The 16,506-nt window shown below is 60.9% G+C and carries 20 protein-coding genes; 18 read left to right on the top strand and 2 right to left on the bottom strand.

What is annotated here, in order from left to right; translation table 11 throughout:
- Nucleotides 1-712: 712 nt before the first annotated feature.
- Entirely contained in the window at nt 713-1,576 is an 864-nt protein-coding gene (locus tag EV139_RS04385) for a hypothetical protein (protein ID WP_130453104.1), read from the top strand.
- Between the two features lie 148 nt (nt 1,577-1,724).
- Nucleotides 1,725-2,114: a hypothetical protein gene (locus tag EV139_RS04380; RefSeq protein WP_130453103.1), complete on the top strand. Its 390-nt coding sequence runs from the start codon at nt 1,725-1,727 to the stop codon at nt 2,112-2,114.
- Between the two features lie 156 nt (nt 2,115-2,270).
- On the opposite strand, the gene EV139_RS04375 is transcribed toward EV139_RS04380, so the two are convergent.
- A complete protein-coding gene (locus EV139_RS04375) occupies nt 2,271-2,504 on the bottom strand; it encodes a hypothetical protein (protein ID WP_130453102.1) in 234 nt (77 codons plus the stop codon).
- 683 nt (nt 2,505-3,187) lie between these two features.
- On the opposite strand from EV139_RS04375, the gene EV139_RS04365 reads away from it, so the two are divergent.
- From EV139_RS04365 to EV139_RS04290, 16 genes are all read left to right on the top strand, one after another.
- Entirely contained in the window at nt 3,188-3,583 is a 396-nt protein-coding gene (locus tag EV139_RS04365; RefSeq protein WP_130453100.1) for a hypothetical protein, read from the top strand.
- A gap of 229 nt (nt 3,584-3,812) precedes the next feature.
- A complete protein-coding gene (locus EV139_RS16280; RefSeq protein ID WP_130453099.1) occupies nt 3,813-4,697 on the top strand; it encodes an HNH endonuclease in 885 nt (294 codons plus the stop codon).
- A gap of 244 nt (nt 4,698-4,941) precedes the next feature.
- Nucleotides 4,942-5,208, top strand: coding sequence for an HNH endonuclease (locus tag EV139_RS16275; protein ID WP_130453493.1), 267 nt, complete (start codon nt 4,942-4,944; stop codon nt 5,206-5,208).
- A 164-nt stretch (nt 5,209-5,372) separates the two neighbouring features.
- Nucleotides 5,373-5,786, top strand: coding sequence for a hypothetical protein (locus EV139_RS04350; RefSeq protein WP_130453098.1), 414 nt, complete (start codon nt 5,373-5,375; stop codon nt 5,784-5,786).
- A gap of 40 nt (nt 5,787-5,826) precedes the next feature.
- On the top strand, nt 5,827-7,245 hold the full coding sequence (locus EV139_RS04345; protein WP_130453097.1) for a terminase large subunit: 1,419 nt from the start codon (nt 5,827-5,829) through the stop codon (nt 7,243-7,245).
- A gap of 4 nt (nt 7,246-7,249) precedes the next feature.
- Nucleotides 7,250-8,812, top strand: coding sequence for a phage portal protein (locus EV139_RS04340; RefSeq protein ID WP_130453096.1), 1,563 nt, complete (start codon nt 7,250-7,252; stop codon nt 8,810-8,812).
- Between the two features lie 27 nt (nt 8,813-8,839).
- Entirely contained in the window at nt 8,840-9,589 is a 750-nt protein-coding gene (locus EV139_RS04335) for a VG15 protein (protein ID WP_130453095.1), read from the top strand.
- Nucleotides 9,590-9,712: 123 nt separating this feature from the next.
- Nucleotides 9,713-10,237: a hypothetical protein gene (locus tag EV139_RS04330; RefSeq protein ID WP_130453094.1), complete on the top strand. Its 525-nt coding sequence runs from the start codon at nt 9,713-9,715 to the stop codon at nt 10,235-10,237.
- A gap of 22 nt (nt 10,238-10,259) precedes the next feature.
- The gene (locus tag EV139_RS04325) at nt 10,260-10,619 is read left to right on the top strand and encodes a potassium transporter (RefSeq protein ID WP_130453093.1); all 360 of its coding nucleotides are present in this window, start codon (nt 10,260-10,262) and stop codon (nt 10,617-10,619) included.
- Between the two features lie 16 nt (nt 10,620-10,635).
- Nucleotides 10,636-11,673, top strand: a complete 1,038-nt coding sequence (locus EV139_RS04320; protein ID WP_130453092.1) for a major capsid protein — start codon at nt 10,636-10,638, stop codon at nt 11,671-11,673.
- A 340-nt stretch (nt 11,674-12,013) separates the two neighbouring features.
- Nucleotides 12,014-12,382, top strand: a complete 369-nt coding sequence (locus EV139_RS04310; protein WP_130453090.1) for a hypothetical protein — start codon at nt 12,014-12,016, stop codon at nt 12,380-12,382.
- A 67-nt stretch (nt 12,383-12,449) separates the two neighbouring features.
- Nucleotides 12,450-12,722 (top strand): hypothetical protein, encoded by a 273-nt coding sequence (locus tag EV139_RS04305; RefSeq protein ID WP_130453089.1) that lies wholly within the window; start codon nt 12,450-12,452, stop codon nt 12,720-12,722.
- Nucleotides 12,723-13,171: 449 nt separating this feature from the next.
- Complete coding sequence (locus tag EV139_RS15815) at nt 13,172-13,345, top strand: hypothetical protein (RefSeq protein WP_198677450.1); 174 nt, start codon at nt 13,172-13,174, stop codon at nt 13,343-13,345.
- Nucleotides 13,345-13,902, top strand: a complete 558-nt coding sequence (locus EV139_RS04300) for a phage tail tube protein (RefSeq protein ID WP_130453088.1) — start codon at nt 13,345-13,347, stop codon at nt 13,900-13,902. The genes EV139_RS15815 and EV139_RS04300 overlap by 1 nt, the downstream gene beginning before the upstream one ends.
- Nucleotides 13,903-13,987: 85 nt before the next feature.
- Entirely contained in the window at nt 13,988-14,293 is a 306-nt protein-coding gene (locus EV139_RS04295; protein WP_130453087.1) for a hypothetical protein, read from the top strand.
- A 1,184-nt stretch (nt 14,294-15,477) separates the two neighbouring features.
- A complete protein-coding gene (locus tag EV139_RS04290) occupies nt 15,478-16,077 on the top strand; it encodes a hypothetical protein (protein WP_130453086.1) in 600 nt (199 codons plus the stop codon).
- Between the two features lie 181 nt (nt 16,078-16,258).
- Here EV139_RS04290 and EV139_RS04285 read toward each other — a convergent pair whose 3' ends face one another.
- Entirely contained in the window at nt 16,259-16,492 is a 234-nt protein-coding gene (locus EV139_RS04285) for an NINE protein (RefSeq protein ID WP_198677449.1), read from the bottom strand.
- Between the last annotated feature and the right edge of the window lie 14 nt (nt 16,493-16,506).

Genomic DNA, 16,506 nt, shown 5'->3' with positions numbered 1-16,506 from the left:
AAATTCGCAGGATCAATCTCTACGGGCTGAAGCGCTTTATGAGAGCGGACAACGTGCGACGCTCCCGGCGCTACCTTCTTTGCGAACGTGTCTGGAAAAGTGAAGCAGCTATTTTTGCCGTCATTTGCTCGATCTGCCGCAAAATGTGTACTTCGCGCAACTGTGGTTCCAACGTTCGTGAATTTCAACGATGCGGTTTGAGGATCTACGCGAGCTAGCTCCACCTCCCACCGCACGTCGAGCAACTCGTTTTCGGCGAGATTCGCTCGCCCACTTCGCCTGTAGGTGAGTCCTGTGAATACAGCGGCTGAAAGCGAAATGGCAATCGCGATGGTCGATAACAGGGTGTCCACATAAGGGACGCTACCAAACTGACTAGTCAAGCTTGAGCGCTACAAACCCAGCCTCCCCGAGCCACCGGCACACACCACGGCGCACCACACAAGGTGACGCCGCGATGCACTGCCAACGAACCGAACACAAAGCCCCTGAGCGATTCCGCTCGGGGGCTTTGTCGTTCCCACACTCTTCCCGTGCACCCGCGGGCACCAACTTGGCATTCACCCCACCACCGACACAGCACCACACGCAACGAAGCGGTCAGAGTGCGCGGTGAATGCCAACAACACGTCTCTGCATCCGAAACCCCACAACCTCGCGGACCGCACAGACACAACCACCACACATCAACCACAATCTCGAAAGGAGCTCCATGTCTCAAATCGTTGAGAACTGGGCCGCCGCACTAGACGGCCAGTACATCGACATGGATGGGTACGGCAACCCCATCTACCAGTGCCATGACATCTGGCTCAGCTACCTCGTCAGCGTCGCTGGCGGGACACAGCACATGGGGTACGCACCCAGCGACTTCACCGACAGCGTCTTCACCGCCTTCCCCACAAACGGGGTCGACGCCGTAATGACGAAGCACTACGGCACAGACGGCATCCGCTCGGGCGACGTCGTGTTCTGGAGCTACGGCAGCGCACACTACCCCTGGTCCCATGTCGCCGTCGCACTAGCACCACCAGTCGACGGATACGTGCCGAGCCTCACCCAGAACCCCGGCCCAGCACACCGCGAATACCTCACCCTCCAGGGCGCACTCGGATACCTGCGCCCGAAGAACCTCCCCGATGACCCCATCACCCCCGAACCAATCGATAAGGACAAGCCCGTGGCATACATTTACGGCGTAAACAGCAGCGGAACCCAGAGCGTCGCAGGCGGCACCAAGCGCTGGGTCGAAACCGGCCCCGGCGCAAGCGCGATCGCGTCCGGCGCCGGCCAGTACATGATCGAGACCACCTACGACCTCACCGGCGTCGCAGGAACTCGAGTCGCACTCACCTCATACCGGATCACGATCGCCGCCAACGGCTCCGAGACCGAGACGATGCTCGAGGAAATCGACGTCACCCTGCAGCCCAACGGCCGCGCTCGACGACAGCTCATCATCGCCAACAACCTCAACAGCAACGAGCGACTCCGCGTACGCATCACGGTCCCGTCAGGGTCTAGCACCGTGAAGGTGGCACGCTACTCGTTCCGCGGTTACAAGTGGGCTCTGTAGTCCAGTAGTACCAAGCAGGATGGTGCGCCCTCTCACTTACCGGGGAGGGCGCACCGCGCCAACGCGCACCATCAAGCTACGTCACCGTGGCGGGCAACCGTCGTAGACGGGTGCGAGTGCGAGGGACACACACCCACGGAGGCGCACGATGAGTGACTGTTACCGGCTGGCGTCAACAGCGCTCGGCAGCCGAGTTACCGTCCATGCGCACGTGCACGCGACCGCGGAGGCCATGCTGGCAGCGGCTGCAGCGTTCACTGGTGAGACGCTCAGCGAACGCGCTCAGGGAGTCACCCAGGCATGGTGGGATGAAGAAGAACGCGCAACGCAGATCCTCGTGCAGCTCAACGAAGAGCACCTCACCCACGACGTAATCTCGCACGAGATGGCCCACGCAGCCCACGCACTCTACGGCGCAACACTGCCCGACGATGCACTGGCACGCGACCACCTCACACACTTCAACGAGACGCTCGCACACCTCCACACAGACCTGTACACGGGGCTACTCCACAAACTACACAGGAGGCGACGATGAGCGACCAGCCCGCATGCCAAGACTGCGGCCGACGCTACCCATCAACCCGTGCCGCCCTGCTCTGCTGCGACGAACAATACCGCGGCGACCGATACCCCGACTGGTGACTGGACTGGCGGAGCAACGCTCTGGCTGCCGTCGACGGCGGGAGGTGGGTTAGCTCAAGCGCCGGACGAGGATCTCGCGTGCTAAGCGCTCAACCTTCTCAAGATCCACTTCGGGGGAATCTGACTTCAGGTCGAACTTTAAAGCTTCTGCCTCTGCCACGCTGGAAACGCCTTGCTCGATCGCACCATCTGCGGCCGCTTGCGCCATCTTCTCATGAGCCGCATTGATCATGTTCTGCATAATCGCGTCAGCATCAAAACCATTGCCGGACATCTTGATCATTGTGGCTACTTTCATCTTTGAAGGCGCGGGCGTCAACCATATCAGCATGTACAGCCTGAATCGGAGGAGGCGCTCAGGTGCCGGAATCCGCGGGCGACTTGCTGCTGTGCCCCTGCAGGAACGGGCGACCCGGCAGCAGGAAGCCCCCAACATTGAACGGGGGCGGGCCCAAACCCGACAGGGGTGGCACCTCAACGACGAGGGGCACCCGCACGCAATGTACCCCGCCACCCAGACAGGAGGCCCCGCCGTGTGTGGGGTCATTCGCCGCTGAATGCCAGCCCAGCCGCCGAGAGCGCTTCACCCAGAATCCGGATAGCTTTCGGACCTACCCCGTGCAGCGCTGCCAAGTCAGCACGTGTCCACTTCGCGAGCTCAACCAGGTCCGTGACCCCAACAGCACGCAACGCGGACTCGGCCGGTCGACTAGTCCTTGGCAACTCTTTTTCGCCCATGCCTACGAGAATACGCACGGCAGCTTCCCCGCACCGCACCACCCCAGCGCACCACACAAGGCGACGCACACACCATACGGGTGCGAGTGCGAGGGGCACACGCCCACAGGAGGCGACGATGAGCGCACCGGAACGCGCGGAGGAACCCCGCACCGTGAAGCTCAGGGCCTGGCCCAGCGGCATCACTGTGCGAGTAGCCGAGATCCCCACCACCAAGGAGTGACACCCATGTGCACAAATGGACGCTGCACCTTCGAAAGCACTGGCGCTCACCTCGCGGGCAGCTACCAAGTCGACAGCCACAAGCTCACCATCGACAGTGAAGCTCTGCCCTGGCTACTCGCTGAGGGCGGGCCACAGGTCGAAAGCATCGGCCACGACGAATGGATGCACATCCTCTGGGTGCCGATCCTCGTGGAAAGTCCAATGATCCCATCAATCACTGAGCCTCCCGGCGAAACGGTCTACTCCCATCTGACTCCCACCGTCGGAGCAGGCGATCATGTCGCTCAGCATCAGATGCTTGGGCATACCGGTGGCTCAACTCAGATAGTGGTGAACGAGACCGGGAAGCCGGAACCCATCCTTACCTCCGAGGACTGGGGCCGAGTCAATGGCGAGTGACACGTTCGCCAGCTGCCCTGAATGCGGGGCCAAGTACAGCTCGCAACTAGCAGCAGAAGAGTGCGGAGAAGTTGACCGCGCAGATCAGCTCCACGCTTTCAAGAGATCCGCGGCCGACTGAACCGCTAAACGCATAGACCGATCACCTTGTCGGAGGTGAGAGCCCACGGACAGTTGGCGCTGTCGCGGTGGGCATTTTCCATTTCCCCCACCGACATGGGAGGCAACGATGCCACAGCAAGACTCGTGCACAAATTGCGGCAAGACCGTAACCCGCTCGAAGACCAGCGCAGCGCGAATAACATGCCGTGAATGCAGAGAAAAAGAACGGTGCGGATCCACTTCGGGGTACTCAGCAGGGTGCAGGTGCCACCTCTGCAAAGACGCGAAGGCCGCAGCAATGCGGGCCTACACGGCTCGACGCAAAGCGGAAGGCCGACCATGCCCGCGCAGTAGCTGGCGAGCATTCGAGAGCATCGACTGCTCCTGCTGCGGCACAGTGTTCAGCCGCGAGAAGCGCAACCAGAAACGATACGCCGCGGCGTATTGCTCATACCTCTGCCGTGATTACGACAAGTACGGGCCCCGAACGCAGCACCTCCCCAAAGATCACATGGCGCGCATGACCGGAAAGACATGCGAATGGACACCACCAAAGCCAGCCAGCCCATTCACAATCGAATGCGGGTGGTGCGAGGCCACCTTCCAAAGCAACCGTGCGACAACCGAGTACTGCCAGAATGCATGTAAATCAAGGGCAAGTCGCACGCGGCGCCGAGGCCGCGAGTACGGTGCGCGCGGCACCTACACCTGGGGTGAGGTAGTTCGACTGTGGGCAAAGTTCGACAAAGCGTGCGCATACTGCCGAACACCAACCGCACTCACCGAAGTGCAAGCCGAGCATGTGGTTGCTCTAGCACGTGGTGGCGCCAACAACATCGGCAACATCCTCCCTTCATGTGGTCCATGCAACAGTGACAAGCGAGATCTCAGCATGAGCGAATGGCGGGCAGACAGGAATCGACGAGAACTCGATCCAGTTGTCACACATTGGGCGCCGGATGACGCGAGATACGCGCACCTCACGCCTGCCACTCACGCCCTCGCCGCATGACAACCGCGCGATGAACACCCCGGGGTGCCCAATCTGTTCCCCCGGGGTGTCGTTCGAACGCCCGGGGCGGTCGTAGTTGATGCCTCCGGGGCTGACATGCGAGGCCTCCGTGCCGCACAACGGCCCCCACGGGTAGGGGCAAGGCACTCGACGTCGTGCCACACGCCGACAACAAGCCAGCGAGGAGCACGAGGGCGAAGGGGCCCGCACATGCGTGAAGCACGAAGCCAAGGAGGATCGAACGATGCGAGGCCTCGATGACAAGACCTACCGCAAACGAACATCAGCACTCAAAGCACTCAAGCAAGACTGCTGGTTGTGCCGCAAACCCATCGACTACACGCTGCCATGGAGGCACAGACTCGCGTTCACAGCCGATCACGTGCAACCACGCTCCAAAGGCGGACATCTATACGGCGAAATACGAGCAGCACATCGCTCATGCAACAGCAGCCGCTCGAACCGCGTCACAACCATTGACCAACCACCAAAAACGGCACTCAACTGGTAACCAGGCAGACAACCAACACACAAGGTACCAACCAGGCCCAATCGCACCCCTGGGGGCTCCACCTCCCCCTGGCCCCCAAAGTCAGGCTCGCGGCATAGTGACTTTTTGCACAGGGCATGTGTGCGGTCTGACATTCGTGGTGCGGCACTGACAAGGAGGTTGATGTGGCTGCTCCGTTGAAGCCTTGTGGCACGTTGGCTGCGTACCGCCGGCACCGTCGTAACGGTGAAGACGCGTGTGCTGAGTGTCTTGCGGAGGTGGCTGCGGATAAGCAGCGTCGGTCTGATGAGCGCCGTGCTGATCAGGCTGCGAGGGTGCGTGCGCAGCTTGCGGCGGTTCCTGATCTGGTGGGGCCGTCGCGGACGATCGATGAACTCGATGAGGCCTATGACACGTTGGCGTGGATTAAAGCTCAGATGGATTCCGGTGTTGCGCAGGGTGCTGCCGCGCTGGCGAAACAACGCATGGAGATTGTGTCGCTGATTAGGCGTCTCGAGAGTGCGAGTAAGCCGGAGGTGAGTGCTCTTGACGAGATCGCTCGAAAGCGTGCGGAGAGGCTCGCAGCTTCCTCGAATTGAGTCGTACCCTCTGTTTCATTCTTCGGCGGCTGATGATGCTGTGGATCTTGCGGCGGTCGCGGGGCTTGGCCTGTATCCGTGGCAGGAGCATGTGCTCCGTGGATCGCTGGGGGAACGAGTTGATGGCCGTTGGTCGGCGTTTCGCACTTGCTTGGTAGTCCCGCGTCAGAACGGCAAGAACGCTGTACTTGAGGCACGTGAGCTCGCCGGACTGCTGCTGTTCAACGAGGGCGTGATCATTCACACCGCGCATGAGTTCAAGACGGCGAACAACTCGATGATCGCGCTCATGAACCGGATCAAGGCTTCTCCGCTCCTTGCGGAGGTGAAGGGCGGCGCCGGCATGTCTGCCGACGATGACCTGCGAGAGATTGACGGGTTCCGCACGGGCAACAACCCTGCGATCACGATGAAGAACGGGAACAAACTTCAGTTCGCGGCTCGCTCTGGCGGTTCTGGCCGTGGTTTCACTGGCGATCTTGTAGTTCTGGATGAGGCGTACGCGTTGAAGTCCGCTGAGATGGATGCACTGTTGCCGACGATGGCGGCGAAGTCGATCGAGGGCAATCCGCAGGTCTGGTTCACATCGTCTGCAGGGATGCTCGACTCTGATTTGTTGGCTTCGCTTCGGGCGCAGGCGCAAAAGGAATCCACTGGACGCCTCGCCTACTACGAATGGTCGACCGCTGACGATACTGATCCGCTTGACCGAGACGGTTGGTATGAGGCGAACCCCAGTCTTGGCTACCGGATCTCGGAGGAATTCGTTCAAGACGAGTACGACACCCTCGTTGGCGAGACTGGCAGTGACGAGGGGTTCAAGCGTGAACGCCTCGGCATCTGGGCGAAGCTGGGTGGCAGCGGGATCATCCCGCAGAAGCCTTGGGCTGAGTCCGCCGGTGACGCTCTCACCGTCGAGACTGAGACACGCGAGATCGGGCGGGTAGCGTTCGCGGTTGATATTCCGCGATCTCGCGATTCGGCTTCGATTGTCATGGCGGGCGATCTTGGAAATGGGCGGACCTCGTTGGTGCTCATTGACCGTCGTGTCGGTACTGACTGGGTTGCTGATCGGCTTGCTGAGCTGAAAGCTCAGTACAACCCGGTGGCCATCGTGATTGATGAGCTCGCCGCGACGGGGACGATCCTGGGGGAACTACGCCGGCTGCGGATCCGGGTGTGGGCTGTGAAGTATCGCGAGTACCTTCGCGCGTGCGGCGCCTTGTTCGACGCGATCTCACAGATGCGGATTGTGCATACCGGGCAGCAGGAACTCAACGACGCGGTTTCGGGTGCTGGGCGTAAAGACGGGGAATCGACTCTTTGGAAATGGGCGGCTTCGTCGTCTGTGGATATTTCACCGTTGGTGGCTGCGACGCTTGCGTTTGCTGGTTTGCATCGACGGTCCGGGAAGCCTGCCGAGGGTGGGCAACGGAAACTACTTGTGATGGGCCGGTGATTTCATGACGGATTTTCGTGTCCTTTCTGATGACGAGACGAAGACGTTCAATAAGCTCCATGATCAGCTGAACAGGTTGAAGCGCCGGAACAGGCTTTTGGTTCGATACGCCGACAGCAAGAAGACCTTGGACCAGGTGGGGTTCTCGATCCCGCCTCATATGGCTTCGTTTCAGGCTGTCCTTGGGTGGCCGGAGAAATCGTGCGGTGTGCTTACCCGTCGGCTGCGTCCGCGCCTGTTCGCGTCGGTGAATGACTCGGCAGTGCTCGAGGATGTGAACAGGCATTTCAGTTCCACCGACGTGCAGCTGGTTGAGCGGATGGCGATCGGTGCTGCAGCGCGTCATGGGGTGTCGTTCGTATTCACGTCGGCGGGGGACACGAGCATCGGTGAGCCAGAGGTTGTGCATTCGGTATGTTCGGCGTTGACGGCTACCGCGTTGCAGGACCCGAGGTCGCGTCGAATTGTCGCGGCACTTGAGGTCGTTGATGGTGGCTTCAACATGAGCTTGCCAGGGCAAACGTTGGCGATCCGGAAACGGGGGCGTGACTGGGGTGTTGTTGATGTGTTCCCGACGACCCCAGGCCGGGTGCTCTGCACCGCATATGTGATCGGCGGCGAGGCAGACCAGCTCTTTGGGCGGTCTCGCATTACCCGCCCAGTGATGGCACTGACCGATATGGCAGTGCGTGTGATGCTCCGCCAGGAAGTCTCGGCGGAGTTCTTCTCTTCCCCGCAGCGGTACATGCTGGGTGCGACTGAGGACATGTTTGTTGGCGAGAACGGAGAGCCTCGCACGGGGTGGGAATCAATGTTGGGCGCACTGCTTGCAGTCCCTGATGACGAGGACAAGTACGAGAATCAGCGGGTAACCGTTGGACAGTTTGCGCAGATGTCGATGCAGCCCCACTCGGATCACCTCCGGACTGTGGCAATGATGTTCTCCGGCGAGACATCGATCCCGTCGAGCTTCCTTGGGATCCTGCACGACAACCCATCATCGGCTGAGGCGATCATCGCCCATGAAGCTGAGTTGGTGTCGATCGCAGAGACCGAGATCGATTGGTTGAACGCTGCCCGATCAAGCCTCGCCCTGAACGCGATTGCTGTGCTTGCTGGGAGTGAGTTTTCGCTGTCGCTTGCCGCGGAGGTTTCGGGGTTCTCGCCGTTGTGGCGGGATCCTTCTACGCCGACGCGGGCGGCGACTGCTGATGCAATGGGCAAGGAGATCGCTGCTCTTCCGTGGATGGCTGATTCTGATGTTGCCATCGAAGGGTTCGGGCATGACGGCCCAACTGTGGAGCGGTTGAAGGCGCATCGGCGCCGCTCGAGTATTGCTCCGCTGGTGGAACGTCTTGCTCAGACAAGCGCTGCACAGCCAGCCGGTCAGCCGGTCAGCCCGGCTGACGAACTGAGCGCGGCGCAGGTGCTCAAAGTCAAGGCTGACGCTGTTGGAGTGCTTCGGCGTGCAGGTGTTGACGCCAACGATGCCGCTGACCGTGCCGGCCTGCCAGGTTTGAAATTCATCCCGGGCCAACCGATCACGATCAAGCAGGCGGACGAGTAGCGAGGTGGTGCCATGTCGGCTTCGTCAATGGTCAACGAACATCGCACTCAACTGATGCAGTTGCGGGCCTTGGCCGATACTGACGTGGCCGCTGTTTTGCGGGCTGTTTCAGGTGGGCCAGTAGCTTCGGTGCGTGATGCTCTCATCGAGGCGCTACCGGAGGTGCTGGCCCCATACCTGACCGCGTCAGGGGAACTCGCGGCAGCGTTTATTGAGGATCTACGCATGGAAGCAGGCCGTCGTGGCGTGTTCTACGCTGAGACTGCACCTGTTGGAATTCCTCCGGCGAAGGTGGAAGCAACCGCAAGGTGGGCAGTCGCACCGCTGCTTGATGAGTCAGTGCAGTCAACGGTCGAATCTCGGCTGTCGGGATCGGTGGCAAGGTCGATCATGGATGCATCTCGAGACACGATGTTGCTTAACGGTGGCCAGCAGGGAATCAAGTTCCAGCGGATGCCTCGGCCGGGTTGTTGCGCGTTCTGCGGAATGCTCGCTTCCCGTCCGCCGTGGATGGCGTACAAGTCGGGAGTTTCAGCAGGTGGCGCCGTGCAGTACGAACGGGGCGGTGTGTCATGGTCGGGGACAGCCAGCCACGATGAATGCCACTGCGTTGTTGTGCCCTTGTACCCGGGAACTGAGATGGCTTCTCTTGCGGCTGCTACCCGGCATGACTTCGAGGAAATGTATCAGCAGTCAAACAACGACGGTGCCGGTACCTCGCTCTCCGCGACGAAAGACATTCTCGCGGAGTGGCGCCGCTACCACGGCACCCGGTAACTATTCTTCCCGCTCTCTTGAGGGCGGGAAGAGCCTCCGCAGTAGTGGGGGCTTTTTTCATGCCCTTTGGGGCGCACGCTGAGCACTCGCGGCGGTCAACAGCGAGGTGAAGGAGTAAAACACATGCCCGAACAGGTAGATCCGGTAACCCCCAGTGGCGGTAACAACGCAGGATTCACGCCTCCTGCAACTCAGGAAGAGCTCAACGCGATCATCTCGGCGCGGCTCGACCGGGAACGGGGCAAATTTGCCGACTACGACGATGTGAAGGCCAAGGCGGCTCGGCTCGATGAGCTCGAAGAAAAGAACCGCACGGACCTTGAGAAGGCGGAGGCTCGGGCGGTGGCGGCTGAGAAGGTGATCGCGGACCGTGAAGCGGCTGATGCGGCGGCGAAAGCTGATGCTGAAGCTGCTGCGGCACTCGCGAAGGTTGCCGAATCGGTTGCTGCGGCCAAGAATGTGCCGGTTGGTGCGCTGCGTGGGGGCACGAAGGAAGAGCTGGAGGCTCATGCCGATCTTCTCGCGCCACTTCTTGGTACCCCCAAGCCGCCTCTGAACTACGTCCCAAGTTCGGGCACTGGTACAGACCAGGCTGCCGCTGGCTCCTTCGCTGCTGGACGGGAGCGGGCAAAAGCCCGTTCCAAGTAACTCGACACGGAAGGGGATCCTGATGGATCTGACTCTCACTAAGGAAAGCTACGGCGGTTCGAAGCTGTCGTGGCTCGGTTCCCGTCACGGCGTGGACAACGCCCGAACGGTGACCATTGACCGCTCGAAGCTCGCCACAGCGACGGTTACCGCAGGGATCATCCCTGCGGGTACGCCGCTTGCCAAGGCGGGCACGAAGGTTGCACCGTACACCGCTGCGGAAGGCGAAGTGTTCGTGGGCTTCCTGCTCACTGATCAGGCTGTGAAGGGGGGCGGCGGAGACATCGTGGCGCCGCTGATCGACCACGGCCGCGTCATCGTGGCAAAGCTGCCGGTGGCTTTCACCGCACCCACCAACGCGACCTCGTTCGTGTTTGTTTAAGGAAGGGGATTAGCACATGGCACTTTGGACTGATGTTGTTGAGCCCGCAGAGCTGACCGGGTACGCCCGCCAGACGCTTGAGGACTACGAGGCGCAGAAGGGTTCTCTCTCGCGCTGGCTCCCGAACCGAACGATCTCCGACATCGTTGCACGCTTCGTTCGCGGCGAAGGCGGCCTGACCGAGGTTGCGGAGTACCGTGCGTACGACGCGGAGACCTCGATCGGTGACGTCAAGGGCGGCGAGCGGGTCACGCTCGAGCTTCCCCCGCTGGGTCGGAAGCTTCGCAACTCGGAGTACGACCAGCTGCGCCGCAACGGAAACGTTGCTGACGAGTCTGTTCGTCCCACGCTCGAGAAGTACGCTGCGCAGGTCGCACGGTCCGTTTCGGATCGCTTCGAGCTGGAGCGTGGCCGCGTCATCGACACCGCGAAGGTCGCGATCAACGAGGGCGGCTTCATCGCGAACGCCGACTTCGAACGCCGCCCGGACTTTTCGGCCACTGCAGCGAACCTGTGGTCGGCAACTGACGCGGACCCGCTGAAGGACATCGAGGCGTGGCGTGCCGCGTACGTCGCTGAGAACGGTGAAGAGCCGGGAACGATCCTCACCTCCACGAAGGTGCTCAATGCTGCCCTGAAGTCGGCCGCAGTGCGCGCGCTCGTCGCGGGTAGCGGCCCGGCGCCGACGGTGATCACTCGTGCAACGTTCAACACGATCCTCGAAGCGTTCGGCCTGCCGGCGTTCGAGATCTTCGATCGGCGTGTGAAGGTTGGCGGCGCGAACACCCGCGTCACCCCAGAGGACAAGGTGTACCTGCTCCCCGCAGCGACTGACCCGAACAACGCCGAGGGCACCGACCTGGGCGGTTCGTTCTGGGGCACCACGCTCGAGGCGTCGGAGCCGGACTACAACCTGCCCTCCGAAGAGCAGGGTGGCCTCGTCGTCGGCGCATACAAGACGATCGACCCGATTGGCGTGTGGGTGCACGGTGCAGCTATCGGCCTGCCGGTGCTCACGAACCCGAACTTGTCACTGGCGGCGAAGGTTCTCTAGATGACCTGCGAGGGCGGGGCTGGCTGACGCTTGTCCCGCCCTCACTGATTCCGGGAGGAAACATGGCGAGGATTCGCGACGATTTTGAGGGGGCCGTCCACGTTGACGGTCACGTGCTGGTGGCGGGTGACGAAGTGCCTAAGGGGGTTCGCGCTGGTGTGCATCTGACTGGTGAGGAGCCTGAGCCTGCACCGGAGGAAACTCCGGGTGAGGAAGCTGGGGAAGAGTTCGATCCGCTTGCGGAGGAGCCTGAGCCTGCACCCTCGAAGCCGCGTGGACGTCCCCGGAAGACCCAGCAGTAATGCCTTGGGCAACCCCGGAAGATGTTGAGGCTCGGTGGTTGCTTGAGGAAGAGATCCCGGCAACCCCGGAGCAGCTCAAAGCGTTGATCGAAGACGCTGAGGACACGATCGTGGCGCGCGTCCCTGACGTGCCGCAGCGTATCGGGTCGGAGCAGCTGCCATTGGCACGCGTGGTGAAGATCACGGTCGCTTTGGTCATTGAGCGGTTGAAGAACCCACGCGGTACTCGGCAGATGAACTCCACGGCCGGCCCTTACACGGAGTCAGAAACGTTCGGGGGGAACAACCCTGGCGTGATGGTTCTGACAGATGAGCAGATTCGTGAGCTCACTGGTGGCGGGAAGCGGGCGGCGTTCGTCGTAAACACGGTGCCAACGTCGTGGTCTGGTGGGTTTGGCCATGGGTAAGCGGGGGAGTATCCCTGAGCGGTTCACTGTGCTGCATGAGGCGCGTGTTGAGGGTGGCAGGGATTCGATGGGAGTCCCTGCTGTTACATTCGCGGCACCTGTCGAGAAGCGGGTGTACGGGTGGGCGATCCCGGGGACGGATCAGGAGACCAGGCCGGAACACTCCGGTGTCGAACGTGACCTTGACCTGTACTGTCGTGAGCCGTTCGCCGTCCCGAAGGACAGGGTGACGATTCAGGGGGTCGCCTACCTGGCGGTGGGGTGGCCTGAGGAATACGACTTTGGGCCGTTCGGGTTCACACCTGGCTGCCGCATCAACCTGAAACGGGTGGTTGGCTGATGGAGGCGTACGAGTTTCTGAATGTTGAGGCTGCACTGATTGGTGTAGTCACTTCGAGGGTTCGTGTGCCGGCGTCGGTGGCGGTGGATAGTCCGCGGCCTCCGGAGTTTGTGCAGGTCACTCGGGTTGGTGGCACGGCTGGGATGGTCGCTGATCGTCCGATGGTGACGTTCTTTTGCTGGGCGGAGTCGTGGGGTGCCGCGCATGATTTGGCGGCGCTGACGAAGCGGCGGATGCACTCGCTCACCCGGTTGGGGGAGCTTCCGGTGTATCGGGTGCGAGAGGTCGGCGGGCTCTCGCGTGCTCCTGACCCGGTTGATGGTTCCCCGCGTTACCAATTCACTCTCGAGCTGCGGTTGCGCGGCAAGCAAGCCCCCTAACTTGGGGGCTTTTTCTGTTTCTGGCCCTGCCTTTTGGCGGGGCCTTTCCTATTTCAGGGAGGTGTGGCCGTGGTGAAAGTCGTGGTTGCAAATCGTCTCGTGAGGGACGGCAAGACATACAAGGGCGGCGACGTGGTCGACGTCACTCGCGGGGAGAAGCGGGTGTTGCTTGGTCAGGGCAAGGTCCGCGCTCACATCGAGCAGGACAAGCCGGCCGCGCTGGCAGCGAAGGAAGGTAAGTGATGAAGAATCGCGAGAATGTGCGCGTTTATGGGGATCTCGAATCAGAGACGTTCCTTGCGCCGAAGGGTTCGACGCTCCCCACTACGCTGACGGATCCAATCACACCGTTCGAGTCGCTCGGGTGGCTGTCGGAGGATGGCATCGACTTCGAGGTGACGACGGACTCCGCGAAGTTCAAGGGCTGGCAGGGCGGTGCGACGCTTCGGGTGAAGGTGACTTCGACGGAGAAGACGATCAAGTTCCAGTGTCTCGAGGAGACGCCGGGCGTGACGGAGCTGTACTTCGATCATGGTGCACCGGTTGTCACCGGTTCTGGCGCAACTGCGGTAGCGAAGGTCGACCTGCCCGAGGGCATCGGCACGGTCGAGCGTTCCGCGGTGTTCAAGTTCGTTGACGGTGACGTGGTGAAGTTCCTCTGCTGCGAGCTCATCCAGATCACCGAGCGCGGAACCATCTCGCACAAGAACGACGACATGACGGTGTACGAGTTCACCGCGGAGATCGTTGGTGAGGCGTACATCCTGACGAACGCTCCGGCGTACACGGAAGACGCCTAGCTAGACCGCCTGGGGCGCGTGGTGACTCCGCGCCCCAGGTTCTTCCTCTGAGTCACACCCATACTTTCAACGAAATGGAGTCACCATGACTGAAACCACCCGTACCAAGAGTGCAAAGAAGCCCGCAGACCATAAGCCCGCGAACACTGCGACCGTGAAGGTGAAGTACGCAGGCGCCGAGTTCGAGGTTCCGGTGGGCGCCGCATCGTCTGCGCGTCTCCTTCGCCTGCTGGAGAAGAACGCGATCGCTGCCGCTATCGAACGCCTCATCGGTGATGACGGTTACGACCGCCTGCTGGACGCGATCGAGGACGGGTTCGGCACCGACGACATGGAGAAGGTGGCCGAGTTCCTTGGCAAGGCGCTGGAGGCTGCGGGCGCAAAAAACTAGCGACCCTCGCCGGTCTGCTCCGCGAATGCCCGGACCGACTTGAAGCTGACCTGATCCGTTTCTATGGGATCGATCTTGACGACTTGTGGTCAGAAGCGCGATCGGTTCGGGCGGTCGCGAACGCTGCAGCGTATCTCCCTCGCGGAGGTGCTGTGGGGGAGTGGTTCGGTGGGGAACTCGCGGTCACCGCTGAAACGGCGAGCTTGTGGGAGTTGTCCCACATTCTGGCTCAGGTGAACTCGAAGAAGAAAATCAAGCCGCGCCCGATGCCTGATGGTGTGCGGGACGCGGAACGTAAACGGGAACAAGCGTTGGCGAAGGCTAGGCGCTACCGGGCGCGTGGACGATGAGGGGCGGCCTGTATGGGTAAAGATGTTCGGGTGAAGCTGAAGCTTCAGGGTTTGAACAAGCTCATGCGGTCCGCCCCCGTCCAATCGAAAGTGAACGCGGAGGGTGCGCGGATGGCGGCGAGAGCTGGTGGCAAGTTTCGGGTCACGCCATCCCCGCACCGCTACACGGCGCGCGCATTCGTGGAACCGCTGCCTGGCGAGGCTGTCTCTGATGCTGACAGGCTTGCGTTGCTCCGAGCGCTTGGCGGAGCTAGTGGCTGAGCGCCCCGCCCGGAGCAGGTCTACCCGTCGTGTGCCGATCAGTTATGGTTGCCCGATGACCGATGTATGTGATAGATGCATTGAATAGAGGTCAGATGTTGGCTAACGGGTTAGGCTACCTACATTTCCCGGACGACACGCCGGTTTCACAACATCGTGTAGTAGTGTCGAGACATGCTCACCGCAACGCGAAACTCATCCCCCGCTATTCTGCGCGTCAGCGCTTCGGGTATGGAGCGTAGCAACGGGACCGCTGAGAAGGTCCGGGCAATGGGCATTGAAGCGGTCCGCGAAGCGATCGAGCAGCGTCGGGCAATGACTTCAGTCGAACGGCAGGAAAAGCAGACGGCTGACGCTAAAGCGCGCGCGCGAGCAACCGCAGACCGACTCGCTTCACGCTAGCTACGAGCCGCTCCATTGACAAGGTTTCGCGTAACTGAACGCTGTCTTGTCGACGACTTTGGACTTGACGCAGCGCACGCGAACCGAGATGCTCGTTTTTTAGGGTCCCTGCATGTTGGACTGCGAACCTTTTTTAACAAGAGGTGTGGCTCTCCCGGCGAGGGCGAGAACATGCTCAACGTGAACGCGTATCCCAACGTGAAGACTCTTCACGTTGGGCGAGGACGCGCGTTGACTGTTCATGACTTGGAGAACGATGTTTGCTGGCTCTTGGCGTACTCCCCTAAGCATTCAAAGGGGGCACGTGACGATGCTTACAAGTACTTTGAAGATTTGGACACCCGTGGCGAACTCATGCCCACGGAAGGGGACGCAGTAAAGCTTGAGTCTGTGAGTTCTGCGGAGTTCATTGATGCGCTTACGGAGCTGGGCCGCGAACTCTACGAAGAGGCTCGCCTAAGCCCGCGCCAAGAGATCGGACGTTCGATCAGTTTCTCGACTGATGAAGACGCTGACACCGCCCTCAAGGCATCAATCTCGATAGCCATCGAGTTCTATGTTGATGACTCTGGAGAAGCCGAGGAATGCGTTGTCGCTTTTACGGTCCCTCCCGATGAGGACTTCGGTGTGGAGCAGGCGCTTGACGTTATGGCGGCTTTGGTTCCGATAGACGTTGCTGTTAACGACATTAGTTTCGCAAATTCGATTGGAACTCGAAACCTAAATCACGCCAAGAATGAAATTGCGTTTTCGTGGGCCAAGTTTAGCTAGCGACGCATCTCGAGATGCGTCAAGAAAGCCCCGGCATTGACCGGGGCTTTCTTGCGTCTGCAAACTGGACCCTGACCTCTGGCGATGCCTACTACACGGCGCGCGCATTCGTGGAACCGCGGCCCGGCGAGACTGTCTCTGATACTGACCGGCTCGCCCTTCTTCGCGCTGTGCTTAGCGACTAAGAGATACCTACTGCGCGTCGCGCGTTCACGTTTTTTACCTGCTGGGACATCGTGAATAGATCAACGATCGTGCCCACGAAGAAGAGCCCTCCTGTGAGGAACCACAGGATACCGCGGCCGATCTTGCCCATATAGAAGTGCTGCATCCCCGCCACGAGCACGAAACCTAGCAGCGTCAAACCAATTGCGATGCCGGTTTCTTTTGGCGGAAGAGCAACGTTTTGAGTCATAGCGGGATCATACC

It is taken from the genome of Leucobacter luti, from assembly GCF_004217175.1.
GTDB lineage: Bacteria > Actinomycetota > Actinomycetes > Actinomycetales > Microbacteriaceae > Leucobacter > Leucobacter luti.
The sequence above is the reverse complement of the archived record's forward strand: the minus strand, read 5'-3'. Positions and strand labels throughout refer to the sequence as shown.